Source organism: Ochrobactrum sp. AN78 (assembly GCF_029909885.1).
Classification (GTDB): domain Bacteria; phylum Pseudomonadota; class Alphaproteobacteria; order Rhizobiales; family Rhizobiaceae; genus Brucella; species Brucella quorumnocens.
Window position 1 is genome coordinate 1 of sequence record NZ_JASAMU010000008.1, and the last position, 25,785, is coordinate 25,785.

The following is a 25,785-nucleotide window of genomic DNA, read 5'->3' on the forward strand; positions in this document are numbered from 1 at the left end:
GCCGGCACCGGTCTTGGTGAAAGCGCCTGTGCCGGACAACGCCGAAGAGACAGTAAAACTGTTATTGGCGTCAACAATATCAAAGCCGCCGCCATTATTGCCCCAGTTGATGGTGCGAGACGTCTGGTTGAAGTCGGTGCCGGTTACCTGCAGTGTGCCACCGTCAAAGGTCAATGCACTGGCTGTAACACCAAGGTTGGCTTCCTGGGCGACCGAAACGGTTCCCGCAAATAGCTGTGTATCGCCGCTATAATCATTCTTGCCCGATAGCCTCAGCACGCCCGCGCCTGACTGCGTCAGCGTTCCTGTGCCGCTGATATCGCCATCAAGCGCGCTATCGCCAAGATTGGCAACCACAAGCGCGCCATTATTGATAATATCGCCAACAATCTGTCCGTCATGGCCGGGTGTTCCGTCCCCCAGTTGCAGGATCCCGGCGGCGATTGTCGTGCCGCCCGAATAGCTGTTTGTTGCGGCCAGCACCAATGTGCCGTCACCTGTCTTGCTCAAAGCGCCATGCGCAGCACCCAGATCGCTGACAGTGCCTGCAAGCGTCAACGTCTTGCCGGTGTCAACGAGGACCGTGCCGCCGTCAGTCGCGAGGTTAACCGCCCGGGCAGAATTTATCGTCTCGGTCACCTGCAAAGTGCCGCCGGAAAAGCGTAGATTTCCGCTGGCCTCACCCAGATTATGATCGGCAGAAACCGACAGGGTACCGCCTTGAAGGTCAGTCCCACCCCCATAATAATTGGTGCCTGTGAGAACCAGCGTCCCAGCGCCGGCCTTGCTCAGCCTGCCGCCCGGTGCTGCGGCAGTTCCAAGCGCCTGGCTGATCGTGAAGACATTATTCGCGTCAGCAATGTCAAACCCGCCGCCACCCGATTGCCAATCGATGCGGCGCGGCGTCGACGTCATCGTCGTCCCGGTAATCTGCAGGGTGCCACCCTGAAATGTCAGTGGGCTGATATCGGGGCCGGTTAAGATGCCAAGGCTATCATCCGAGGAGACCGAAAGCGTTCCTTTCTCAAAATAGGTCGGACCGGTATAGGTGTTTGTTCCGGACAAATATGCGGTTTCTTTGCCGTCTTTTCTGAGGTCAACGAAACCCTGATATTGAAAGCCGGCCTGATTAAGATCGGAACTGATACCGCCGGAAAAGCTGAAAGCCGTTTCTGCATTAAGGATCAGATGCCCATTGCTTGCTCCATTATCGTTACGACTGACCGCAACCTGGCCGATGATTTCCGAGCCTGCTTCGATTTGAAGTGTGTTGCCCGAACTCAGACGGATCGCCAGGCCATCGGCGCCGGCGCGCGCGCCCTCGGTCGCGTCGTTGCTACCGGCAGCACCACCAACCCCGGCAATGACCTTGCCACTGTTGATCACCCATCCGTCGCCGTCGATCGCTGCGCCGCCATCTCCGCCATTGGCGGCGTCGGTGGAAAATAACGAGTCTAGAGCAATATTGGTCCCACCCGCGCCGCCCGCCCCTCCGGTGATCGTTCCACGATTGGTCAGAGTGCCGGAAAACTCAACGCCGACCCCGCCTTTTCCGCCATTACCAACATTGTAATCGCCCTGTGAGTCCGATCCGCCATTCCCGCCGGCACCCGCCGTGATGCTGCCGGTGTTTTGAAGCGCTCCGGAAAAATGCCGCACGCCGTAGCCGCCGGCGCCGCCATTGCCTGCATCGCTGGTATTGGAGGAATGACTAAACTGCCCGCCATCACCACCGCGTCCCGCCGTAATGACACCACTGTTGTCGATAATCCCCCTGCCGCCGTAGGGCGCAAAACCGTCGCCACCCGTGCCACCAAGATTGGAGCCGCCGCCACCGCTTCCCGCCATCGTATTGGCGCCGTGCCCCCCGTCTCCGGCAATGATCGTGCCGCGATTTGTCAGGTTGCGGAAATTTCGCACACCATAGCCACCTGCCCCACCATTGCTGAGTAGCGTCAAGTTCGAAGTCGCAATGGTTCCGGTGTTGTCGCCACCATTGCCACCATTTCCCGCTCGAATGGTTGCCCCGGCCTGATTGGTGAGCGCCGGGGACCTTGTTCCCGCTTGAGCTGTGACGGCGTCGCCACCAGCCCCCCCGTCGCCACCATAAGCATGAATATCCGTCTGGTTCTCATAACCACCGAGGCCACCACTGCCACCGGCCCCACCGGCCACTGTCCCGGAATTGGTGACATTGGCTGCAGCACTGTAAATCCCAACCCCGCCATCGCCACCGCCACCACCAGCGCCGCCCTCATTATAGGTTGATTTACCCCCCGCACCCGCGCCACCGGCACCACCCCGGCCACCCTGGATGGTGGCGGCATTGGTAATGGTATTGGCCGGTACGGTGACGATCAGCCCGTAACCGCCGGCGCCACCGCCGCCGCCCGAGGCGCCCGTCCGGATGCCTTTGCCACCAGCCATGCCGTCACCTGCGAGGACATCGGTTGAGACACTGACATTCGAATTGACCACCTGGCCGTTGGCGCCGCCATCACCGCCATCGCCGGCTATCGGTTGAAGCGCCTCCGGATCGCTGGCAATGCCTTTTCCACCACTGCCACCACCCGCGCCGCCGCCGCCGCCGCCATTGTAGCCGCAATAATTGGTGTGCTGCCCATTGTTGGTTGCATTCTTGCCATCATAATAGGTTGTCGCCAGATCGGGTTCATAGTCGAACCCGCCTGCGCCACCGACACCGCAGTTTCCGGTATTTGCCGAGGTCGTACCGCCCTGGCCGCCTTTCGCCTGCGCCTGCGGGATATATCCACCGCTTATCATCAGGCTGATCACCGTTCCAGACAGCAGAGCGGCAATCCGTTTTCGGCGCCGATTTGCATGCGCTTTCTTTGTGGCGGATTGATCTTCAGCTGCCGCGATCAGCCCAAGATTCTGCGCGGAAGACACGCAACCGATGGTGTGCGGAGGACGATGACCGTCAATCAGTTCACGCATGCAACAACTCCGGCGTCTGCGCTTGATGTAAAACAATAACAACAATTCATTTTCAACCGAGTAATGATTTTCTGTGTGGTGACCGCTAATCAGCAATCCGCAAATCATTATCCCGAGTATTTCGTGTAAATATTAGCATTTGCGTATATAAATCCACAGATTCACGCAGTTGATTCTAGTATCTCTTATTCCAAAATTCTCTATACATTAATAACGAAGGTTGAAAAACCGATTTACTGCGGGATTTAATTGAAGAATTGCTAATATAATGAAATTGATTTTTTGATTACGCAGCAATCAATATATCTGTCGCGGAAGAGACTGTCGATTGCAGGTCGCGGTCTGTCTTTTGCGCAGGGCGCGCATACCCGCGAAAGCTTTGATCACAGGCCAAGCCGTCTCAGACTGGTCTCGGTGATGCCGCTTTGATCCGAGACGTCAGCTTGTCCTGAGCGGGCCTCAACTGCGGTCTGCAGCTATGGGGCCCGTCGATGCACAGATCTGCGCGGCAATAATCTTTGGACGTCAATTGCACAGGGCTTGGCTAAAAGGTTCAATCCGCTGAAGGGGCGATCACAAGCAATGGGACCATTCACGCCAGTGACGGCTGCTCACGCTCGGTTAGTTTCAGTCCGGATTGCGATCGGCGTCGGCGATCAGCATGGACAGACGCACCAGCTCGGCAAGAGACCCCGCCTGCATTTTCTGCATCACATGGGCTCTGCGAACCTTTACCGTGATTTCCTTGATGCCGAGCTCTCCAGCAATCTGCTTGTTCAATAGCCCCTGCACCACCAACGCGAACACATCGCGTTCACCCACAGTCAGGCTCTGCCATTTGTTCCACACCGCCCGACGGACGCCGTCGTTGTGCAGACGCTTTCTCTCAGCTTCGATCGCGCGATGGACAGCGTCCAACAGATCATGCTCGCGAAAAGGTTTCGACAGGAAATCCGCCGCGCCGTCTCTCATCGCTCTCACACCCATCGCGATATCACCGTGGCCGGTGATGAAGATGACCGGCATATCGATGCCAAGACCCGACATCTGCGCGAAGAACTCCGTCCCTGTCTGAACCGGCATTCTAACATCCAGAATGAGGCAAGCCGGTCCGGGCGGTCGCTGATAGTCCAAAAATGCGCGCACCGAGGAAAAGCTCAACGCCGTCATGCCGATGGACGCGAACAGGTCATCAAGGCCCTGGCGGACCGAACGATCATCGTCGATGATATAAACAAACGTATTTTCTTGCGGACTCGCGGCCATGCTCATTCTTCTCCGGCCAGAGGAACTTCCACAACAAAACTTGTGCCAGTGCCGCCCGCGCTCTGCATTGCAATTGCATTCACCCATATACGACCGCCATTCGCCTCAATAATCGTGCGACTTATGGTCAGTCCGAGGCCGAAGCCGCCTTCCTTTGTCGTCCAGAAGGCGTCAAAAAGCCGCTCACGCGCCGCGACCGACAGGCCTGGTCCCGTATCAGCTATCGTAAATCGCAGAGAACGGTGTTCACCGAGCGATGACGCTATCCACAATGAACGTTGACTTTGCTCGGTCTGCGCCAGTGCTTCGATCGCATTGAGGATCAGATTGCCAAAAACCTGCTGGATCTGCACTCTGTCCGCCGAAACGGGCGGCAACGCTTCAGCGAGCTCGATTTCAAAATGAATATCATTTCGATAAAGCTCGGCCCTGGCAAGCTCGACCATCTCCTGGATTGCCGTATTGAAGTCAAAGCTCGCTAGCTGCGGCTTGTCGCCCTTCGACAAACGTCGAACGCGGTCGAGTATCTCGCTGGCCCGATGGGAATCGAGCGATATGCGTTCGAGCGCTGCCATCGCACGATCAACATTGGGCGGGCGTTGTGCGAGCCAGCGTTGACCAGCGCCGGCGCTTGTTTCAATCGCAACCAGCGGCTGGCTGACCTCATGCGCGATTGAACCCGTCAACTGTCCCAGCGTCGTCAGCCGCGCAAGGCGCAACAAACGCTCGCGCGTCTGATAGGTCTCCGCCTCTGCATCCACCAGTTTCAGGCCCAGATAGGCCGTACACGCAACGGCGAGAATGCTGATCAAGGTATTGATGGCTCCCACATCGTAGGAGCCTGAACGCGTCAGAAAGAAGCTGACGATGGTTAAAACGATACAGCTTGCCGCGACACCAATTACCGTGCGATGCGAAAACAGGCGGGTAGAGACCAGCACGACCGCCGTGTAGAAAACAGCGGCCGCGATGGCATAATCAGTGAGAGTGTCAAAAATGAATATCGCAGCACTGACAATCGACAGAACCACAGATGTTGCAAGCATCCGCGGCGACAAAGGACGATAGAATTTCTTTCCCATCAATATCTTCCGTTCAAACCGCAAGGGCGGCGCTTGCCTGAAATCCGACAGCGTCACCGCATCGGTTTTACCACGATCCCTCCATAAGCATACGGACAGATTTAGCGTGTAAGCGCGTCGCAAGCCGCAAGAGCCAGCCTGTCTGCGCTTGATCAAGAACACCAAAGCGCGACAGGGCGTAGGTCGCACTGGCAAGCTTCGTCGCCAGCACAGCCAACATCCAGCATAAAAGCCGATGCGGGTAATGTCTGATCCCTGCCCAGGCTCGTTTCGGTCGCGCAGGAAATGGCGTGCGCGGCCCTTTCGGTTCGTATGGCTTGAAGCGTTTTCCCCCACCCCCCGGTGCCCGGTCCTGTTGAGGGGGTGCGAAGGCGGACATAAAACCAGTGATCATGTTTGTTCTCCTGACACGATCGTGTTGTGAAGCGTGAAGAGATGACCAGAATCCAGGCTGGTCATCTCGGTCGATGCGACTGCATGGCACCGTCAAGGTCTCATCCAGTCATCACCATGCGACTTAGATCTGAACCAGAAGGCTGGAGCGTGCCCCGGTCAGGACAAAGCGTTAGAACCCGCGTTCAAAACCACTGACCAAAGCGACGAATGTAGAAGGTCTTCATCGTCTGAGCCACGACACAATAGGCAAGCAAGGTGCCTGCAAGCCAAGGAAAATACTCCCATGGTAGCGGCTGCAATCCCACCATCGCGCCCAAAGGCGAGAAAGGAATGTAAATGCCCATTGCCATGATGAGGCCCGTCATCAGCATGACCGGCAGCGCCGCCGTGCTCTGGATGAAAGGTATTTTCTGCGTGCGCAGCATATGCACAACCAGCGTCTGAGACAGCAGACCCTCAATGAACCAGCCCGATTGAAACAGCGACTGCATTTCAGGGGAGTTGGCCGCAAAGACATACCACATCAGTGCAAAGGTCGTGATGTCAAAGATCGATGAAGTTGGTCCGATCCAGATCATGAATCGACCAATATTGCGGGCATCCCACTTGCGCGGCTTGGCAAGAAACGCCTTGTCCATGCGGTCCCACGGCAACGACAGTTGCGAAATGTCATACATCAGGTTCTGGATCAGCAGATGGATCGCAAGCATCGGCAGAAACGGAATAAACGCGCTCGCCACCAGCACCGAGAATACGTTGCCGAAGTTCGAGCTCGCCGTCATGTTGAGATACTTGATAATGTTGCCAAAGGTCTCGCGGCCTTTGATGACCCCTTCTTCCAGTACCATCAGGCTTTTTTCAAGCAGAATGATATCGGCGGACTCCTTTGCGATATCAGTGCCGCTGTCGACCGAAATACCGACATCGGCGTCACGCAACGCAGGCGCATCGTTGATACCGTCGCCAAGAAAACCAACCGTATGGCCATTGGCCTGCAGCGCTTTGAGCACACGCGATTTCTGCAATGGTGTCAGCTTCGCGAAAACCGTGGTTTGTTCAACAGTGACCCGCAGAGCCTGATCACTCATTTTTTCGATTTCACGGCCAAGGATTGGCGTCGCCGGTTCAAGCCCGACTTCGCGACAAATCTTCGCCGTCACCACCTCATTGTCTCCGGTCAGAACTTTAACGGCCACGCCATGTTCGGCCAAGGCTGCGATGGCCGGACGGGCGGTTTCCTTTGGCGGGTCAAGGAAAGTGAGCAAGCCCTGCACCACCAGTTCTTTTTCATCCGATATCCCATAGCGCGCCATGGTTTGTATCGCCGCAATCTCACGCGTCGCAATGACAAGCACACGAAAACCATCCCGATTATAATCACGAGCACGTTCAATGAGCGCATCACGGCGTGAATCGTCGAGCGGTATGACCTCATTGCCATCGCGGATCGCGGTCGAGATCGCCAGCATTTCCTCAACCGCGCCTTTGCAGACCAGCAGATGTTCGCCCTGCGGGCCTTCAACGACAACCGACAGACGACGACGCACAAAGTCGAAAGGCAGCTCATCAATCTTGTTGTAGAACTCTACCGACGCCGCCAGGGAAGGCGTAGCGTCTGCAAAACGAACAACGGCCTGATCCATGAGGTTTCTCACACCGCTTTGATGCGCGCTGTTCAACCATGCCAGACGCAGAACATTTTCATCACGAACGCCGTTGGTGTCGACATGATGCTCCAGAATAATCTTGTCCTGCGTCAATGTCCCGGTCTTGTCCGTGCAAAGCACATCCATTGCGCCGAAATTCTGGATCGCGTTGAGACGTTTCACCACGACCTTGCGCCGCGCCATCGCCATAGCGCCCTTGGCGAGGTTGGACGAAACGATCATTGGCAGCATTTCAGGCGTCAGACCGACAGCGACGGCGAGAGCGAACATGAATGCATCTGGCCAATCGCCTTTTGTGAAGCCATTGATCAACAACACGATCGGCACCATCACCAGCATGAAACGGATCAACAACCAACTCACGCTGTTGACACCGCGATCAAAGGCGGTCTCCGCACGGGATCCAACAATGGCTTTCGCGAGCGAGCCAAAATAGGTACGCGCACCTGTTGCGACCACCACGGCCGTCGCCGTACCGCTTACGACATTGGTGCCCATGAAACAGACAGTGGGCAGATCGAGCATGTCTGTAGCATCGCCCGAAGCGGCTGTGGCATGCGCGGATTTTTCTGCGACAGCCCCCAGTGTGTCGTATTTCTCAACCGGCAACGCCTCGCCGGTGAGGGCTGCCTGGCTGACGAAGAGATCGCGCGATTCAAGCAGCCGCACATCGGCAGGGATCATATCACCGGCAGACAGCTTAACGATATCGCCGGCGACAATCTCGGCCATCGGGATTTCAACCGCCTGGCTTTTCTCATGCTGGGCCGGCCCACGCTGCTGGCGACGCAGCACCGTTGCCGTGGTGCGCACCATTGCCTTGAGCGCATCCGCAGCTTTGCCGGAGCGAAATTCCTGCCAGAAACGCAGCAATGCACTAAGAATAACCATCGTCATGATAATCGTGACACCGGTATATTCTGCTTCTTCACCATTATGCAGCGGCAAGATGATGTCGGTCACACTGGAGATAGCGGCCAGAAGCACGAGAACAGCAATAAACGGGTTCTTGAAGGCCATCAAAAACTGGAAAAGCGGATGCAGACGCTTTTCATGCGCCACATGATTTGGTCCGTCTTTGATGAGACGCTCTTGTGCTTCTGCCTCGGTGAGACCGTTGAGGCTCGTTTTGAAGTTGGCAAGGGTCGTATCGACGCTGTTTTGCGCCTCGCGCACGGCACGCATCGAGAGTTTTCTGTCATCCTTGCGCGCGTTTGCTGGTTGGGGCTGTTTCACTGTTACATTCATGTCTTTATCCTATGCCGCGACAGACGGCACGGACACAGACATGCCCACCCAGCTAAAGGATGTGCACCACCATGCCGTAGCGTCGAAGCGACGTCCGGTTCACTTGGGAGTAGAAAGCGTGCGAAGTCCGCTCAGGCCGCATCACATATGCGAACTGAGCGGACATACTGGGGTCGTCATCCATTGTTTTAATCCTCTGTTGCGGTTCTATCGTCTTGGTAATCGCCTGAAGGCAGACACGGCCTTCGCTTCGAACAGAACCAGAAGCGGGCAACATTGCCTGCCCCAAGCAAAATGGAAGCGCGGGTCGGTGCAGAGCCCTCAATGGCACGGCTCATCCGTGGATGCGGTGTGTCGCCCTGCTCTGCTGGCTTGCGGCAAGGATAAGTCCATAGCGCTCCAGAACGGGCAATGCCTGATAGGAGGCGATGTCCTCAGGATTCGTGGTCCAATGGCACTCGACATGTCCGTTTTGCGGATTGACCTGCCAGAGGGCTGTGAGCCTTGCAGGCTCGGCAGGTTTGATTGTCAGGTCTTTCATGCAGGCATGGCCTGCGAATGCATCGTTATCTGGCACGTTTCTACCGAGACACGTGCTACGCAGGTCAGAGCGCATGCGCATAACAAAGCGCGCACCAAAATTGGCGATGGTCCTAATATTCATCTCTTACCTCATGACGCGCCACTTGAGCGTCTGCGTAAGAGCTTCAATCAACTCTTGCCAGACAACCCCAGTGGCGACCGCTTTCGACTACTGTCGCTGGACATTGTGGTTTCCTGTGTTGAAGAGCCAAACCCTCGGCTCAGACACATTGTCATTACCAGAAGCATCAATGACAGACCACGCAAAAGCTGTCGGATCAGCAGATGCGTTTGGTTATGCCGCGTATACGAAAGTATATTTGAAAGGGTTTTCGCGTTTCTTTTACCGGTAAGCAGGTCGCGTTGTCCGATCGGCAGAAGCGCACAGACACCCGGAACCGGTCATGCGCGGACCATGTGTCAGAAAAGACGGCGAAGCGAGGGATCAATCCGCTCTTAAGGTCAAAACGGGCGTGCCTTTGGGTGTTCTGCGGTGGATCAGCATGGCGACAGCACCGACCGTCCCCTTGCGTTCAAGGTCGTAAGAATTCTGGCTCTGACAGCCAACACGTGCTCACTCGGCCCCGGCCCCATTGCGGACCAAAGCCAATGGCGATTGCGTTAATCCACACCAACGAAACAGCGTTCTGCAATCTGACATGGACCGCCGCAGCTAGATTTGAGGCCCGATCGCAATCCGTTCGAGAAATTTCGCAACGACGACAAAGCAGCAATGTCTGGGCTTGCGCCCGATTGCGACGCCATGAAATGCAACCCGACCTGCAATTGAAGGCAACCCTTGTAGATATTGACGACGGAGGAGCCTATCGACGCGATAGGCGAACCAAACGCGGGGCGCGCTGCTGGTAGATACGCTTGATGTCGATGTTTGTCACCAAGCAAATCCTTTTGGCGCATCTACCCGCCTTGCACGAGAATTCTTAGCATCCTCTCAGCCTAACGGTCCGCGATAATCACCCATGAACCGGTCGATCAAGCGCTGTGCAAAAGTCAGTTGCCAGCATATCCGCTGCGTTGAGCGTATCAGGCTCGGCATCGGTGTCAGCAAAGAAAGGCTGGAGAAGCTTGCCTCAGGGATCGGAAACACTAAATGAAACCAACCATTTTCGAAGCCCGCTTGGAGTTTCAGCGATTGGTTTTCCGCGGCGATTGCCAGAAGAATCTGTCTGACTGCGGGGGTGAGTAGTTCAGTGTCGCTTGCACCCTTGTCCGCGTGAACAGAAAATACCTGATCAAACTGCGGATCACCGGTATGAACACGCCTGTCAGGCCTGAAGGCATCTCTCGTGACCGTGTCAAACAGGCTGCTGATGGCTGCAGCAGGCATAATTTCCAGGCGACCGACAAACGGCAGAGGAACGGAGATTTCTATCAAGTAGTGATAGCTTGCTGGTTCTCTGCCTGCTGTCTTGTTCAGCCTCGGATGAGAAATCAACTGCTCGCTGAACCGGTAGGAGACGTCTCGATAAAGTCCCGCTGTTTGCCAAGAGGTCGACTTGGAGCCGTTTGAGGCGAACAGATCCTTCAGCCACTGCTCAAAATCCAGCGCTTCCCACCCTGTTAAAAAACGCGTCTGCCCGAAGGACGCTCCAATCTGAGGTGCAATGAGCCTTAATGCGCTTATACGCCAAAGGCGATTGGAACATTCCCAGCATAAAGCCGCGATCATCAACGCTGCCACATACGGCCCGATAATCGCGACATCGAAAAGGCTGAGTTGCGAAACCTGGGCGCCAAACCCAAATGCGAGACACAGACTGGCGGATAATGCCTGTTTGCGCTTGGTTTCTGCCTTCTCCAAAAGGTCCAGAAGCGCGGTCTGATCAAGGCGATCAGAAAAAGGGGCGGATCGCGGATCCTCTAACGCTGTCGTCATAGCGGGTTTATATCTGATTCTCGGCAAATGCTCATCGCACGTAACACGTTTCACTGCTCCGAAAGCTGTCCGACATTGGTCGGAAGCCGATGGCGTTTTTCAGCGAGCAATTCCGCAAAGGCATAACAATTATTCCCTGGAGGAGTGGACAGCGCTGGGTGCGGCTTCTTTCCAGCTTAGCACATCATTAGCAAAGGTCAGGCAGCCATGGGACCTTCATCTTCATCCATGATTAAGCGATACCTGCTCTTAGGCTATCCTGCCGGTGGCCTCCCCCGGGCCCAGTCGAAAGCACAACTAAAACCTTGCCCAAGATGAATGATTGATGATAGATTGTCGGCAGCTGCGGGCCCTTTTTGATCACATGCGCGTCGTCAGGATTTCGATTAAAATCTTTTAAAATCCGAGCCCATCTCCCTCGTCGATGTTGCGAAACCAATTGCGTTATTAGCTTTCAGTCGACTGCTTTTCTCCTTGGTAAACAAAGACATATTGCGTTGTTTCGTTCAGTCAAAAACAACGCGAACTTCCTTCCTCTGAGCTTTATCGGGCGGGCTCGTAAAGGCGGGCAATTTATCAAGCCCGTGTCGACAGGCTTTGGTCGACAAATGAGATCAAAGCCGCAAACCGTGGTCCTGAACCCGCTATGAAATATTCAATAGTTTCATCTCTGGTCGCGTTTCACTGCGACATTGCAGTCTGCATCTGCTTGACGGGATCCACCAGAAGCAGGTTTGAAACCGACAAATCGCCGATCCGCGCTTTATTGAGCAGGAACCGCAAATAACCGCCAGCCGACTGGATCTTGGCGATACGTTGCAGCAGCCACGCGATGATCGCAGCGGTTCTTTCCTGCCCCAAACACAACTGCGCCTCTCGATAAGCGGATTCCGCAATACCCAGAAAACTCGACACGACACGACACGCATCGCTTAATTCACGCCAGGACCTGATAGGCGTGGTGGCATAGTCATGAATGTCAGGACAACATCGTAGAACGAGATCCAAAGAGACATCGACATTCTGTAAACCTGCCTTCGCCTGACTGAGGCCCGGCATTGGCCTCGACGATTGAGCCGGCTCTTCCTTCAAATCAAACAGATTTTCCTTATTATCTTTAAAAAGAGATTCAGGTTTTGATTCATTATGCTGCCGCTCAATCTGAGCATGATTGACGCTCAATTCTTCTGCATCATCCTTGAAATTCATGCAGTTAGCTATTTCCTGGCGAAGAAAGGACAATTCGGTGAAGATAGCGTCCAACTGCTCGACCGCCGCGCGGCGGGGAATGCGATCAACGATCACCCGGTATTGGTCATGATAAGCCCGACGCACATCGCGCTGCTCCAGCATTTCGATAGTGTCGAGCAGCTGCAAGCAATCCCTGCGGCAAAGTGTTAGACGCTCTCTGGTGCGCTTCAAATGCTTGGCTTCAGTCACAATTGTCTCAGCAACTTTGGCAATTTCTGAAGCCCGTTCTAACAAAGGAGCAACGGAAAAGCCGAAGGCTTCCTCGATCTCACCGGCCTCGGTCTTATGGGCGTAACGCTTGCCGTTGGGACTGTCGCGCCGGATAATAAGCCCGGCATCCAGCAATGACGCCAGATGACGACGCAGCGTCGATTCCGGCATGCCATGCGCCCGCAATGCGAGTTGTCGGTTTGACGGAAACACCACCAGTCCGTTTCGGGCACTCAGCTCGTTTTCCGGGTAGAAGGACAGCAGGGCATTCAGGACAGCAAGGCAACGATCATTGATCCCGAACGTCGCCTTGGCGATGCAAAGATGCTTATAGACCACCCAGCGGTTGACCGTCCCGGCGGGGGAAATTTTTTGGCAAGCAATTTTCATTTGGGCGAACGAAGCCCTTCGCCCACGAAATGTGGACGTGACATTCTCCTGAATGTGCATTTTCCTTCACCTTTCATAAGGCAAAAGAAATCTGCCCGCCAAATTGACGCCTAACGCTCTTGACAGTGATTCATGGAAATGCGATTCTTGAAGCGACCAAACTTGAGGAAGGCTTCCATGACGGCAACGTTATCGGGGGCCTTTTTCTTTTGCTGTTAATCTCCGTTGTTTTGCGTTCTTGCAGTTTTATATTCGTTGTAGAACCGATCCATATTCCCTGATAGCCAGTCACTAAAAGGCCGCGCTTCTGCGCTGGTCAATTCAATAGCCACGCTCTTCGGCTTCTGTTTCATGGAAAAACGCACCGATTTATCATCGGAAGCCCAGGATTTCTCAATCACTGCCTTGGCCGGTACTTTTGCCGTCGAACGGGCACTATATTTCTTCAGATAATCGTGCAGCGCGTCGAAACGCTCGTCTTCTGGCAATGCCAGGAAGGCTTCGGTGTCAATTCTCTCAAGGGCTATATTCAGATAGGCCGGATTGAGAATGATTTGGCGTAGCGAGAGCCATTTATCACGACCGATCTTTTTGGAGGCACCCAATGCCAGGGTCATCGCCGAGGGGATCGTCTCGATGACGCTGAGCATCTTTGACAGCAGCGCATCATCGATACCGATGGCCGATTTGACTGTCTCCTTGGTCATGCCGCTGGAAAGCAGGTTCTGAGCGAAATAAGCCCGTTCAATGAAAGAGAGATTGGATCGGGCCGAGTTTTCCTGTCCCTGAGCGATCGCCGATGCAATATCATCAAGTTTCTTGACGACGGCCTTGACCTTAACGCCCAAATTCATCGCAACGCGGGCACGGCGATGACCAAACACCACCATATAACGTTCCGAATTATGCGGATTTGGACGCACTAGAATAGGCGAGGTCTGGCCATGATCCCTGATCGCCTCTTGCAAAGCGAGAAGTTCGCCATCTTCGTCGGAGAGACGGTCGGAAGCGAAAGAAACGTCCAGCAATTGCGGCTCAATCTCGACAATGGTCTCACCATCCATAAGACGCTTGGTGTTTTCAGCCATTTCCTCGATTGAGCGGACTACCGTTTTGGCGGCACCAGTCATACCGTAGCCGCTCTTTGCCGCTGGTCCAGTGTTGCCGATCGAAGAAAGATCAAGATTTGCAAAGGGGTTCTTACGCGACATGGACTGGGTCCTCCAGGCTCATTTTGAATAAGTCTCTGAAAAAAGGAGATAATTTACCAAAAAGAACGGCTGACAAATGCATCATTTCCGCCCCCAGGTTTGATGAATGAGTTCTGCGACCTCTCCGTTGGAGGCATTGAGGCTTTCCATTGCGCGTTCGTAGGTCGATCGCACGAAATCGCCCTTCTCGACCTCATAAAGTGTCTGCTTCTTGATCGATGCATCTGAAATCGCTGTCGACTTGAGAACGTGGTTCCGCAACATGTTTTGAGCAAACATCGATTGCATGAAACCCACCATCTGAGCCTGCGGGATGTCAGTCGGTTCGAAACGGGTAATGAGATAGCGAAACCATTTGACCCTGATTTCGGCGCCTGCATCTGCAACCGAGGTCATGATACCGCCGAGCATCTGCAAGAACTGCGACATCGACATGATATCGAGCATCTGCGGATGAATGGTGATCAGGATGCCCGTTGACGCCATTAAAGCGGTAATGGTGAGATATCCGAGCTGCGGTGGACAATCGATGACGACGACATCGTAATTGTCTTCAATTTCCTTGAGCGCATTAACGATCCGAAGATGAAACAGCCGCCCCTCCTCGCCCTTGCGTCCGGAGATGGCAAGCGGAACGTCATACTCATATTCCTGGAGCAGTAGATTTGCCGGGATGATGTCCAGGTTGGGAATGTTGGTTGACTGCACCACATCGGCGATCGGCTTTCTTTCCTCGTCGAAACGCAGGGCTTCATAAAGCGACGCGATTTCGTCGAGCTCAGGCTGGATCCCAAAGAGCGACGTGAGCGACGCCTGTGGATCGAGATCAATCGCCAGCACGCGGTGGCCGGTCAAAGCAAGATATTGAGCGAGATGGGCGGATGTCGTTGTTTTGCCGGACCCACCCTTGAAATTGACGACAGAAAGAACCTGCAGTGGCTCGCTCGCCTTGCGGCGCGGCAGATAGATCCTCTTGTCAGATTTCTTGTTCTCTTCAAGATAGGAGCGTAATTCAAGCATCTGCTCGGCAGTGTAGTAACGGCGACCAGAAACCACCTCGATTTCGGGACCCTTGCCTTCGCTGTGCAACTGCCGCAAATGCGATTGCGTGACGCCGATCAGATCGGCAACCTCCGGGAGCTGAAAGCGCCGCAGGGTCTTTCGCGCGTCAGGCGGATATTGCTGCGTGCGCAACATGTTGAGCGCACCGGAAATCTTGGCGCCTTGGCTGGCAATTTCGTGGTCGAAACGGTTCGCATTGTGTTCGGTCATTTTGAGAACTAATGTCCTTGCTTATGACACTTTCGCAAAAAAGCGCCCGGCATTCATATTTTCGCAACTATAATTCCGATTCTGCCTGCGCTGCAAGGAGTTTAAGGTTAATGAAAGATTAACGGGCTGCGGATAGGCGCTTCATACCAAGTGACGACTCTCGCTCCTTCTAAGCCGTAAATGTTTCTGGCGGAGAAACTGCACCGATCTCTTGGGAAAAAGCGACAGTATTTTGGTGCTGATGCCCACAGGAGTGGGTATGCACGCGATATATTACTATGACAAAAACGATGCGCATTGTCGTCAAGCTATTTGGATTTCCCGAAAGGATGCGCGCCGCTGCCTGTCAAACAATGGGCATAGTTAAGCCTGGGCTGGCAATCTGCCACGTCCTGCAGGCGCGCTCTTCTGTGATACGCAGAAATAGCACGGGCGTTTCCTTCTGGCTGTGGCACATTACTCGCCAATGCATGATGCAGCAGAAGAGCGCATTCGCGAAACTGTCTGAAAACTGTACTGGACAGATTGGTCTACTGTACTGAAGACGCACGCTCACACAGATCATGTTTGCGCCCTTTACCAAAGCGCCGACCAGTGAGCGCTAAACGCGATCAATTCTCCTAACTACCAGAAAAATATACGCTTTTTGGCAAAAAGTACGGCTGACAAAAGTCTGGTGCCGGCGTGCCAGCCAGCACTGGCCCACAACCCTATGCCGGATCGACTGTTGCTCTAGGCTTTGAGCAGAAATGCAAACCAACAACAAGTACTCGCCGGGATGTTTGATCAACCTCGGAGCGAGCAACGGCGCCCGACAATCGTCACCTAGATGATGTGCGCGCGGCTGACCGGATGATAAATTGTGCGGGCATCGCGACCTGCCTCAGGCGCAAGGTCGATGATGGAAAGCATCTCAGCACGATGCATGTTCGAGGCCTGCCGAACCGGTTCCATTGCTTTCTGGTGAGCTTCGCATTCAGGACGGTGCTGATGGCCGAGATCTCAACGAAGCCATCCCATCGCTGATGCAGATATGGATAAGCGCATGGTGGCGAGAGGGTTTGCCTTCAGCCTTAGCCAAATGGCCTGTCCTGATTGACCGCTTCGGGGCTAACCCCGCACACTGTGCCTGCGGCCACAATCCTTATTCTGCGACGTATAAAAGTTAGGACAACGAGTGTCGCTTCAATCGGGTTTTATGCGACAGTTCAGCATAGCGGATATATTTTTGGGCCCGGGAAAGCGATATAGTGTGGATGCGTATAAGCGTTATCAGCGGCTTGTGGGCTGCATTTTTGAGTGTTGGAACAGCCACTGCGTTTCCGGAGAATATGACGGTTGACCGCTTTCTTGCCATTTGCGAAGCGACCGGTTTGCAAGCGGCGACGGAAAAAGGTGATGATCTCGGCTGGCAGAGGCTGACCGATGCGGAAACAGAAGAATGGCGTACCCATTTCGTTGGTTACAATGGAGGCTCTGTAGAGGCCGTTGGTTGGCGGCGGCAGACTGCAGGTCAAGCCGAACCATTGTCATTCTGGGGCGCGGTCGGTCCAAATGGACCCAAAGCATGTACATAATCGACGGCCAGACCTGACGGATTGCTGGATGCCTTGTCGGTGCAACTTGGCCTTTCTCACACTCTGGAAAGGCGGACTCTATAGAAATGATATCCGCTTACTAGCATGGTGCTGTCGCGTATTCCTTCACTCAGATAGGATCGTCTATTACCATCGCTGTCGGACCGAGCAGATAAAGCGCCCAACGCACCCATCATCAGCCGCACGGTTCCTCGCTTCTGCGACGAACCGCCTTCCATGTTGGGATTCCAGAGGTTTGTCGCTAAACTAGGTGGTGAAAGTCGCGGTTTTGCCCCCGCTTTTTTGCTATGGCCCACGACCGGTTGGGCTTTAAAGCAGCCGCGACGCGCGTCCGCTGCGCCGTTTGGCATTGTTGTAATAATCGGATGCCTGCTGCACAGAGCGATGGCGAGACTGTTCCATGGCTTCGGGGAGGGGAATGCCCCGATTGGCGGCTTCGGTGAGATACCCGGAACGCAGCCAGTGCGCAGAAAACTCCCCCGGCTCTAACCCGGCCATTTGCGCGCGCTGCTTGACGATCCGGTTGATGGCGCTCGGCTCGAGCGCTCCTGCCGAGACATTGCCCCAGTGATCGATTTTGCCAAACACACTGCCCTTGTCAATGTTTGCCGCTTTAAGCCAGCGGGTAGGCGCTTCGACGGGGCGACCGGTCAGATAGACGACCTCGTCCTGATCGGCACCGCTGGTTTTGGTTCGACCAAGATGGATGCCGAGAGAGGGGAGGGTAGGGCCATCCTCATCGGTGATAGGGGCCTGTTTGACCAGCTGTTCTATGCGCAAGCAGGCTACTTCGCTGCGCCTTCGCCCGCCGGAGGCAAAGGCTACCATCAGGATGGACCGGTCACGAATCGCGGGCAGATCATCGCCGGAACAGGTCGCCAGCCGCTTTATGAGGACATCGCCGGTAATAGCATTCGCGCTCTTGCGGCTTCGCGGACGGTTGACGGCACGGACGGCAAGACGGATTGCAGACTTGACGGTCGGCGACGAAAACGACCCCTCCAGTCCGCGCCAGCGGGTCAGTGTCGACCCGTTGGCAAGACGACGACGGACCGTTGCCGGCGCATGCGGTCCCGACACGCGCAAAAAGCCTTGTCGGCGCAATTCGTCTTCCACACTGGTCGGCATGCCGTGACCAGGTTCGATCTCCCGCTGCTGTGGTCGCCACAAATGATGGGCAACGAATTTTAACAGAAAGGCTTCAGGCGCAGGCCAGGGGAGGGGGTGCCGGTTGCAGCCGTCGACCAGGTTTCGAGATAGGCCAGATCTGAAGTCAGCGCGCGAAGGGTGTTTTCGCCCATGCCTTCATTGACCAGATGACGCAGTGTCTCGATATCCTCATCGGTTAAAATGCCTGCCAGCATGTCGCGACGGTTTATCGGCAGGACAGCAGCATTCGTGTCGAGTTGTTCCGCCCGGCTCCCGACATTTGAAGACATGGGGTTCGGTTTGGTCATTGCACAATGCTTCTCGATTTAAAAACTTCCGGAAAACCCGTGAAATCCGTATATTACGGACAACGGAGGTTGATCATGACATCCACAGTAACAGCAGCAGCCATTTCCAAGAATTTTGGCGCCTACCAGGACGCTGCCGTGCGCGATCCGGTTATCATTACCAAGAACGGTCGCCCGTGCACCGTTCTGCTCGCATACGAGGATTATCGGCGCGAGCGTCGCGTCGAATTGACTGGTACGCTGACCGAAGACGATCTCGCGGCTGTTAAAGCCGCCTCCACGGAAGCAGGCCTTGAGCATCTCGATCGTGAACTGAACGAAGAATATCATGATTCCGAGTGAGCTCAAGGTCGGTTGGATTTTCAGATATTCCTATTTGCGGCACTGGCAGTTCGAGCAGAGACGGGAAGAGGGCGATAAGGATCGTCCTGTTCTCGTATTAGCTATTACGACGAAACTGGAAGACGGATCGCCGGTTGTCAGGGTTTTGCCCATCACCCATACGCCACCGCAACGGGATGACGAGGCAATTGAAATTCCCGCTGCCACCAAACGCCGCCTCGGACTGGACGATGATCGTTCCTGGATAGTGCTCAGCGAAAGCAATCGCTTTGTCTGGCCGGGACCGGATCTGCGACCTGTGGATGACGATACCGGTTATTACGGTCCGCTACCACCGGCGCTGTTTGCCGAGATCCGAGACCGTTTTGTTGCACTCCGCTCGTAGCGCGCGTCACCAGCAAGCGCATCGCTCGGAATAGGCTTTTGTGCGTCATTGCCTCCTGTTAAACCGCTGCTTTGGGCCTGACTTTCGCTGATTTGCGGCTTCAAATCAATAACCTCCGATAACCTATACTTATCGGAGGCTATAAGCCAACATGGTTAATGTCGCGGTAACCATACTTATGAGAGAGTTAGATTTCGCAACGGCTGGAATCCTATATGATTTCAGATGCCTTATTGCGCAAACTGTTCCCAGTTCAGACCATAACGGGTAAACCGCAACTGGCCGCTACGCGTCAGAGCACCCTTGTCGACCATATCCTGCAGATCGCGGGTGGCAGTGGCGCGTGAGGTTTTCGTGATGGCGAGATAATTGTCCGCACTCAAACCGCCAACAAAGCCATCGGGTCCGGCTTCAAACAACCGTGCTACAACCTTTTCCTGGCGTGGACTGAGGGCACCGCGGAACCGATCATAAAAATGCGCCTTGGCAATATAGAAGCGTACGCGCTGCAATGTGAGTTGCTGCGCTGCCAGAACGGTTTCGGCAAACCACACCAGCCATCCGGTAACGTCGAGGGTCCGTTGATGTTTCTCCAACTGCTCGTAATAGGCTTTGCGGCTCTGTTCGACGGTAAAACTCAGCAGGATCAGGCTGGGCTGACCCAGCGACTGGGCGAGGGCCTTTTCGGCCAGTGCCCGACCCAGACGCCCATTGCCGTCTTCAAAGGGGTGGATGCTTTCAAACCAGACATGGCTAAGCCCGGCCCGGGTCAGTGCGGGGAGGGGAGACGAGCCATTGGGTGCCGTCTCATTGAACCAAGCAATGAAACGGCCCGTTTCGCCCGGTACCTGTTCTGAAGGCGGCGCTTCGAAATGAATCGTGGGGCGCTCCAGCTGTCCAGAGACGATCTGCATGGCGTCAGTATGCGTCCGGCAGGCACCGATGGTTTCAAGATGCCGGTTGCCTTGCATCAGCATCTGATGCCAGCGGAACAAGGTGGCGTCATCGAGTGATGACGCATAGGTTCCGTACACGTCGATCATCATTTCTGCGATGCCGTGTTCGCGCGGTTGCACCGAACGTCTGTTCGTGTCCAGGCCCAGTTGCCGCCGCAGTGATGACTGGACGCTCAAGCGGTCCAGAGTTTCTCCTTCAATGGCGCTCGTCTTGATCGCTTCATCGCTCAAAAGTTCGATGCGCAACAGGTCGCGCTGTTGCGGATTGATGTGGCGCACCGCACCGATCACTTCGCCGGAGGAGAGCAGGAATTGCTGCTCCAGACTTTGTAGCGCCGAACCGTCATAACGAAAATTTGGCCAGTCCGGTTGCGTCCAGTTCCACGGCATGAGCGATAACATCCTTTTCTATCGCTCTAAATATCACATAACGGTGAGCAATAGAAGCAATGACTATCGCTCAAGCTATCAAGTCAGAACACAATCGCAATGGCCGCTTTGCGCCTTCATTGCAGACATTACCGTACAATTCACACACACTCCAACGCGGTCATTCCGCTTTTTCTGCTACTAACGACCATTATTAGGCGGAGAGGAGACAGGCAGGTCTTGTTAAGCCCACTTTGGCAGCAGACTTCATCCAATGCCAACGTCTCGATCTGTGCGCCCATTCTGCTGAAGCGCTGCGCGGATGGCCGCCACAAATGCGTCGTATACCTGTTTGTCGTCCCTCAACGCGTTACGAAGCCCAGCCTTGAGTTCTAGTTGAACGCCTTTTCTGGAACGGCCTCGATTGCAGATGTTGAGCGGTTCGGTTCCAGCGTACGCTCCTGATGTCTCGATCTTGCTATCGAACCCCGCAGCTATCAGAGCGTCATGAATTGCTTTACCCAAAGCGCCATCGGCACCACCGACTTTTACCGACTTAGCGTTGCCGTCCAAGCCGTGGACGGTCACGACACGATCGCAACCGGCGATCAATGTGAGCGCACGCGCTTCTTTGAAGCGGTGCGAGGTTATGTGCAGGTCCCAATTGCCATCTTTCTTGACGCCCTCGAATGCATAGAAATTGTAGTCGCCGCCGGCAATTGAGCGTGCTAGCGGAAGCGTCAGGAATTCGATGCCTCCGCCATGAGGCGCAAGGATCGCCGTAGCGCTTCCTTCTATGCGCCGCACCGAAATGCGATAGTCTACATTCTCGGTCGCGTTCTGCATTAGCTCATCCCAACTTGCATATTTATCGCGCTTCGCCATTTCCCCTCCAAACACATCTTGAACCGCGAGGCTCGAAGCTTCTGTGACGTTGTCGTAAGACTTATCGTCGCGACCCCGCAACCTGCCATTCGTTAATTGGTTTCGCCGCAGTAGAGAGAACGGTTGCTGGAACCTTATTGATATTCGTCTTCGAAGCGACTTTATTTCAACCGGGTTTGGCTGCGCAGGCACTCGACCGCTGCTTCAAGAAGCTTCTCATCGGGTTGCAATGTGCCCCACTCCTTCCAAAATTCTCGCGTAGCGCTGTCAGGCTTCACCTGCGGCCGATCCAACTTAATCCGCGTGGGAAGTAGGACCGCATCGCCGAGCAAAAGTGCTTCGCCCGTGTCGAGAAGCGGAAGCATTGCCGTCAAACCGACGAGAGAATCCGGCATCAAGCGCTTGATGACGTTCTGATCGCTGTCATTTGTAAGCCGCAGGGCAAGGAAGTTGTTGCACTGGGAGAGGATTGTTCGGCTCACGTCGGATGGGCGTTGGCTTACCACAAGAAGAGAGAAGCCGTATTTTCGACCTTCCTTAGCAATGCGCTCAAACGACCACAGGGCCTGCCGTTGCACAGCGTCGGCATCATCCTTCACAGGAAGATAGAGATGCGCCTCATCGCACAGCAGTGTAATTGCTGTGCGTGACTCCGCGTTCATCCAGAATTGGACGTCGTAGAGCAGGCGGGCAAGCGTGCCGGTCACGACCGGCAGCACGTCGGCGGGAACCTCCGAGAAGTCGATGATCTTAATGCCGTTACCGGAGTCGGCCCGCAGCAGTTTCACGATCTGCTTCGCGAGCCACCCATAGTCGAGCGCTTCAACAGGTGGCGAGAACATAAACCCATATCGGCGATCATCGAGCTTCGCTTCCAGGCGGGAGATGAAGCGCGTCAGCTTATCTTCCCAATCTCCCTTTATGGCGGCACCGTTTTTACCGATTCCTTTAGCCGTATTGTCGGTCTCCAATCGGTCGACCAACTCCGACATGGCGTAGGGGATTGGAGAATCGACGGTGAAGGTCTCCTTGACAGTAGTCTTTTTCGCCATGTCCAGCGTTGCGCCTTTCAGTTCGCGGACATGGAGGGTGAAGCGTGAGGCCTGATTGGGCGCGTTTTGATCGCTGCGATCCAAGATCATGGACAGCATCTCATCGCGGTTCAGGAGCCAATACGGTAGAAAGAGAGTGTCGTCTTTCGGTGCAGCGAGGTCTCCAGGGCCGGCAATCCTGAGGCGCTGCGCGAATCCACCTTTAGTCTTATCAGCAAGGGGAGCGTACTCGCCATGCATATCAAATACGACGAGATTGGGGTATTTGAGCTTGGCTGCTCTCTCAAGAATGAGGGCGACTGCCCAGCTCTTACCAGAGCCGGTGCTGCCGAGAATTGCGGCGTGACGCTGGAAGAAGCGATCACCACTTGCAATCGCTTCAGCGCTTCGATCGGCGACAAATGTGCCTAGCTTCAAGCGCTCCTCCTCAGAAACGTTGGCACCCAAGATCCCCATGAAGCGCTGTAGGTTGCCGCCCTCGATGACAAAGCAATCGCGGTCGATCTGGGGGAAACTGTCCGCGCCGCGTTTGAAGGTGTCTACCTTGTCACCATCAATGGTTCGGTAGGTACCGATGACAAAGGCCTGCATGTGATCCGCAGGCGAAACGGTCAGCGCGCCGAATTCACCGCCTTCTGGATCAGGGAGCTCTTCGCGAAGAGAGCGAGTGACCCGGTCGGTCATCCCGATAAGAAATTCCGCCTGTGTCGCGCCTTTAATAGCAATGAGTTGCCCGATCCCAACGCGCGTCAGCATTTCGGAATTGGTGACGTCTATCGCTACACGACTGGTGTCAACACCGGCCACGCGCCCGATCTGATCATTCTCCGTAAACTCAAGTGCCGGACTAGTCATGCCGCTAGAACTCCCTTCACAAAACCATCGAGGTCCCAGTAGTCGATACCGGGATAGAAAACTTCCGCTCCATCGACGATGATGCGGGCACCGGCATTTCCACCGTTTTCGTGAAACTCCGCCGCAACTACGTTTTTGTTTTCGATCGCTATCTCTCGCGCCTTGGGGGAAAGCGCATAGGTCAAAATTACGGTCTTCACGCCCGATTTGATGCGTGGCGTGAGATGGGTTTCCAAATGATCATCATTAAACCCATAGCCTATAATGAGAAAACGGCGGGCCTTGTCGATGGCGTCGTTCCCTTTTTCTCTGTGCTTGTCGAATGGACTCTCGTAGCCGCTGCGGAACTTGTTCAGTCCGGGCGTGATGATTAAGCGCGGCAACGGCAGTGTGCCTGCATAGCGGACCGGATTACCCTCCCGATGGTACCAGTCCAGGCTGCCGTGAGGCTTGAAAACATTGGCCTTTGAGGCAAACTTGTATCGCACGTTCTTGCCGACGAGCTTCACGTGGCGGCAGAAGCTCCAGTAGCTATCCTCCGGATCGAGTCGAGCAGCGAAATGGCCGGAAAACATAGTATCGACGCCCAGTCCGGCTTCCTCGCAGGCTAGCTCGGCAAGACGATCATAGTTCGTCGTTACGATTGGAATGCCGGTACCTGGTTTCAACAAGTGCGGGATAAGCTTGGTGAGCCGAAGTGTCCGCGTATTGTTGAATACTTCCGCGATGATGTTTGCCTCGGAGGCAGCGATGAAGTCTCCGGTGCTCTGTACGATGGCAGCCTCAAGGGACGGAGTAGGCGCGTGTTTCAGCAGCGCCGCTTCCAGACCATTGGTTTCGATGAGTGGATGGATCTCTTCCCAGAGTTTCGTGTCTTCCAAGGACAGGCTGGCTGGTATGTGTGTCACCAGATGATGCCCGAGCGCGCCCATGCCAGGAACGCCCTCGGCACAGGACAGCCCTGAGCCGACTATCAGAACCAGGCCATCGCCAAGGTGTTCCTGAAGCTGCTTCTTTAACGCACTTAGTTCCACGAATCCCCACTGACGTCACAGCGCCATCCCCGATTGCAAAGTACATTGCGTCATTGAAGGGAAGCAAGTGTGCCTTCCACAATATTTCAATGTGCTGAATTGTTCTACGCCGTGCATTATTCCGGAAATGGAATTGGCTGCCCAACTCCATTTGTTTGACCTCACGCTGAATGATCTTCTTGCTTTGGCAAAAGAACCGCTGTGCAATACTCGTAACAGGCACTTGTGGCGGAGGGCCGGCGGTTGCCCGATGCAGACATTCGAGGCAAGCTTCTGAGGTTGGAAAGATCATAGTGAGCAAGTTGTCCGAAGCCAACGAGTTTCTAATGCAGTGGAGATTTGCTAATCGGTGAATAGAACAGGGGCAGGGAAAATGGACTTCAAGGATCTTTTTACGCATCAGCAAAAGATACTCGAACTGGAGCTAGAAGTAGCGCGCACTCGTTTTGAACATCTCGGTTTACGGGGTAATGCACTCGAGATCGCCTCCCGCGACTTCTTCGAAAAGCACCTACCCCGATCCGTAAACGTGGGTACGGGCGAAGTGATCGCTTCGGAAAGCGACAACGACAGCGCTGGGGCCCGATCGGGCCAGATGGATTTGGTGTTTTCGAATCAGTCGCAACCGTTCCCGACGGCACGAGATATTCCGACACTTTTTTTCATCGAAGGGGTACTAGCCGCTGGCGAAGTGAAAACCAGTTTGTCGCGCTCCGTCATGCCGGACGAATTGAGGAAAGCTCGGAAGTTTCGTGCATTACGTGCAAAGAACATGTCTCGGCTAGTACAGGTCACTAGCCCCGACGTCTGGGCTTCCTACTATGTTTTCTATCGCCCGTACTTCATCATAGCAACCGAGACGAAGTCGCCCTGGCAATCGATCCTATTGGAGTTGATGGAGTATATCGACAGTGAGAGGGTCCTCCCTCTCGACGGCATATTCCTTCTGGACCAGAACGTCGCCTTGATCTTGTCGCCTCACCAGGAAGCACCGTTCACACAAGCAATCGGTCTACCTTTCCTTCATAAGGTTGGTGCTCTGGACGTAAGTGGCTTCATTATGCCCTACAGCACCGATACTCCTCTTGCCTTCCTCATGGCTTGGTTGTCTCTGTTCAGAACTAGTTTCTTTGAGGATCAACAACCGATCGGCTTATATCTGCAAAACATGGTCAACTCGTCTTTGAAGGAAATGACACTGTTCGAAACTCAAACGCCTGTGGAAGAACTAATGCGCGCGATGGAGGAAAAAGGTCTGTGGCGTTTCAACCTTGACACGCTCAGAGAGAAGTATCCTAAACGGTAGCCATAACACTCGGAGACTGACGTGGGATTGAGTTAGTAATCCCCTCGGGGATCGTTGTTTTTCGTACGTTAGCAAATTGAAGCGGCCAGCCGCGTTTAGGCCCCGCCCGTGCCCTA

17 protein-coding genes and 2 pseudogenes are annotated in these 25,785 nt (G+C 54.7%); 4 read left to right on the forward strand and 15 right to left on the reverse strand.

All coding sequences use genetic code 11. The features are described from left to right. The 10 genes from QBD00_RS15435 to repA all read right to left on the reverse strand — a co-directional run. Window positions 1-2,958, reverse strand: a 2,958-nt coding sequence (locus QBD00_RS15435) for a beta strand repeat-containing protein (RefSeq protein WP_318579968.1), incomplete at its 3' end; no start/stop codon positions are given. 627 nt (window positions 2,959-3,585) lie between these two features. After that, complete coding sequence (locus QBD00_RS15440) at window positions 3,586-4,224, reverse strand: response regulator transcription factor (RefSeq protein ID WP_151094026.1); 639 nt, start codon at window positions 4,222-4,224, stop codon at window positions 3,586-3,588. A gap of 2 nt (window positions 4,225-4,226) precedes the next feature. After that, a complete protein-coding gene (locus QBD00_RS15445) occupies window positions 4,227-5,306 on the reverse strand; it encodes a sensor histidine kinase (protein ID WP_151094024.1) in 1,080 nt (359 codons plus the stop codon). A 67-nt stretch (window positions 5,307-5,373) separates the two neighbouring features. After that, window positions 5,374-5,700, reverse strand: coding sequence for a hypothetical protein (locus QBD00_RS15450; protein ID WP_318579969.1), 327 nt, complete (start codon window positions 5,698-5,700; stop codon window positions 5,374-5,376). Window positions 5,701-5,884: 184 nt separating this feature from the next. Further along, window positions 5,885-8,617, reverse strand: a complete 2,733-nt coding sequence (gene mgtA, locus QBD00_RS15455; protein ID WP_318579970.1) for a magnesium-translocating P-type ATPase — start codon at window positions 8,615-8,617, stop codon at window positions 5,885-5,887. A gap of 334 nt (window positions 8,618-8,951) precedes the next feature. Then, window positions 8,952-9,281 carry a hypothetical protein gene (locus QBD00_RS15460; protein ID WP_191793640.1) on the reverse strand — a complete coding sequence of 110 codons (330 nt, stop codon included), beginning with the start codon at window positions 9,279-9,281 and terminating at the stop codon, window positions 8,952-8,954. A gap of 870 nt (window positions 9,282-10,151) precedes the next feature. Beyond that, a complete protein-coding gene (locus tag QBD00_RS15465; RefSeq protein ID WP_191907288.1) occupies window positions 10,152-10,889 on the reverse strand; it encodes a DUF3137 domain-containing protein in 738 nt (245 codons plus the stop codon). 888 nt (window positions 10,890-11,777) lie between these two features. Further along, window positions 11,778-13,007 carry a plasmid replication protein RepC gene (repC, locus tag QBD00_RS15470; RefSeq protein ID WP_318579971.1) on the reverse strand — a complete coding sequence of 410 codons (1,230 nt, stop codon included), beginning with the start codon at window positions 13,005-13,007 and terminating at the stop codon, window positions 11,778-11,780. A gap of 155 nt (window positions 13,008-13,162) precedes the next feature. Continuing rightward, entirely contained in the window at window positions 13,163-14,158 is a 996-nt protein-coding gene (gene repB, locus QBD00_RS15475; protein ID WP_318579972.1) for a plasmid partitioning protein RepB, read from the reverse strand. An 81-nt stretch (window positions 14,159-14,239) separates the two neighbouring features. Further along, entirely contained in the window at window positions 14,240-15,430 is a 1,191-nt protein-coding gene (gene repA / locus QBD00_RS15480; RefSeq protein WP_151094005.1) for a plasmid partitioning protein RepA, read from the reverse strand. A 1,256-nt stretch (window positions 15,431-16,686) separates the two neighbouring features. Here repA and QBD00_RS15485 point away from each other — a divergent pair. Further along, window positions 16,687-17,007: a hypothetical protein gene (locus tag QBD00_RS15485; protein ID WP_151094002.1), complete on the forward strand. Its 321-nt coding sequence runs from the start codon at window positions 16,687-16,689 to the stop codon at window positions 17,005-17,007. A gap of 330 nt (window positions 17,008-17,337) precedes the next feature. Here the strand turns inward: QBD00_RS15485 and QBD00_RS15490 are convergent. Next, a pseudogene (locus tag QBD00_RS15490) lies at window positions 17,338-18,485 on the reverse strand (tyrosine-type recombinase/integrase). A gap of 75 nt (window positions 18,486-18,560) precedes the next feature. On the opposite strand from QBD00_RS15490, the gene QBD00_RS15495 reads away from it, so the two are divergent. Further along, entirely contained in the window at window positions 18,561-18,827 is a 267-nt protein-coding gene (locus QBD00_RS15495) for a type II toxin-antitoxin system Phd/YefM family antitoxin (RefSeq protein WP_318579973.1), read from the forward strand. Next, window positions 18,814-19,246: pseudogene (locus QBD00_RS15500) on the forward strand (plasmid maintenance toxin (PemK-like)). The gene QBD00_RS15495 and the pseudogene QBD00_RS15500 overlap by 14 nt, the downstream one beginning before the upstream one ends. A 196-nt stretch (window positions 19,247-19,442) precedes the next feature. Here the strand turns inward: QBD00_RS15500 and QBD00_RS15505 are convergent. The 4 genes from QBD00_RS15505 to QBD00_RS15520 form a co-directional block, all read right to left on the reverse strand. Continuing rightward, the gene (locus QBD00_RS15505; RefSeq protein ID WP_318579974.1) at window positions 19,443-20,558 is read right to left on the reverse strand and encodes a Fic family protein; all 1,116 of its coding nucleotides are present in this window, start codon (window positions 20,556-20,558) and stop codon (window positions 19,443-19,445) included. A gap of 246 nt (window positions 20,559-20,804) precedes the next feature. Continuing rightward, window positions 20,805-21,422 carry a poly-gamma-glutamate hydrolase family protein gene (locus QBD00_RS15510; RefSeq protein WP_318579975.1) on the reverse strand — a complete coding sequence of 206 codons (618 nt, stop codon included), beginning with the start codon at window positions 21,420-21,422 and terminating at the stop codon, window positions 20,805-20,807. Window positions 21,423-21,583: 161 nt separating this feature from the next. Next, window positions 21,584-23,329 (reverse strand): ATP-binding protein, encoded by a 1,746-nt coding sequence (locus tag QBD00_RS15515; RefSeq protein ID WP_318579976.1) that lies wholly within the window; start codon window positions 23,327-23,329, stop codon window positions 21,584-21,586. After that, a complete protein-coding gene (locus tag QBD00_RS15520; protein ID WP_105731565.1) occupies window positions 23,326-24,363 on the reverse strand; it encodes an SIR2 family protein in 1,038 nt (345 codons plus the stop codon). The genes QBD00_RS15515 and QBD00_RS15520 overlap by 4 nt, the downstream gene beginning before the upstream one ends. A gap of 373 nt (window positions 24,364-24,736) precedes the next feature. Here QBD00_RS15520 and QBD00_RS15525 point away from each other — a divergent pair, with 373 nt between their 5' ends. Next, on the forward strand, window positions 24,737-25,669 hold the full coding sequence (locus QBD00_RS15525; protein WP_059757634.1) for a DUF6602 domain-containing protein: 933 nt from the start codon (window positions 24,737-24,739) through the stop codon (window positions 25,667-25,669). The last annotated feature ends 116 nt before the right edge of the window (window positions 25,670-25,785 follow it).

Excerpts from the sequence above, each read along its gene's own strand:
- QBD00_RS15510 (WP_318579975.1), bottom strand. The coding sequence starts at position 21,422 with ATGGCGAAGCGCGATAAATATGCAAGTTGGGATGAGCTAATGCAGAAC.
- QBD00_RS15485 (WP_151094002.1), top strand. The coding sequence starts at position 16,687 with ATGCGTATAAGCGTTATCAGCGGCTTGTGGGCTGCATTTTTGAGTGTT.
- QBD00_RS15465 (WP_191907288.1), bottom strand. The coding sequence starts at position 10,889 with ATGATCGCGGCTTTATGCTGGGAATGTTCCAATCGCCTTTGGCGTATA.
- mgtA (WP_318579970.1), bottom strand. The coding sequence starts at position 8,617 with ATGAATGTAACAGTGAAACAGCCCCAACCAGCAAACGCGCGCAAGGAT.
- repB (WP_318579972.1), bottom strand. The coding sequence starts at position 14,158 with ATGTCGCGTAAGAACCCCTTTGCAAATCTTGATCTTTCTTCGATCGGC.
- repA (WP_151094005.1), bottom strand. The coding sequence starts at position 15,430 with ATGACCGAACACAATGCGAACCGTTTCGACCACGAAATTGCCAGCCAA.
- QBD00_RS15460 (WP_191793640.1), bottom strand. The coding sequence starts at position 9,281 with ATGAATATTAGGACCATCGCCAATTTTGGTGCGCGCTTTGTTATGCGC.
- QBD00_RS15450 (WP_318579969.1), bottom strand. The coding sequence starts at position 5,700 with ATGATCACTGGTTTTATGTCCGCCTTCGCACCCCCTCAACAGGACCGG.
- QBD00_RS15495 (WP_318579973.1), top strand. The coding sequence starts at position 18,561 with ATGACATCCACAGTAACAGCAGCAGCCATTTCCAAGAATTTTGGCGCC.
- QBD00_RS15505 (WP_318579974.1), bottom strand. The coding sequence starts at position 20,558 with ATGCCGTGGAACTGGACGCAACCGGACTGGCCAAATTTTCGTTATGAC.
- repC (WP_318579971.1), bottom strand. The coding sequence starts at position 13,007 with ATGCACATTCAGGAGAATGTCACGTCCACATTTCGTGGGCGAAGGGCT.
- QBD00_RS15525 (WP_059757634.1), top strand. The coding sequence starts at position 24,737 with ATGGACTTCAAGGATCTTTTTACGCATCAGCAAAAGATACTCGAACTG.
- QBD00_RS15515 (WP_318579976.1), bottom strand. The coding sequence starts at position 23,329 with ATGACTAGTCCGGCACTTGAGTTTACGGAGAATGATCAGATCGGGCGC.
- QBD00_RS15440 (WP_151094026.1), bottom strand. The coding sequence starts at position 4,224 with ATGGCCGCGAGTCCGCAAGAAAATACGTTTGTTTATATCATCGACGAT.
- QBD00_RS15445 (WP_151094024.1), bottom strand. The coding sequence starts at position 5,306 with ATGGGAAAGAAATTCTATCGTCCTTTGTCGCCGCGGATGCTTGCAACA.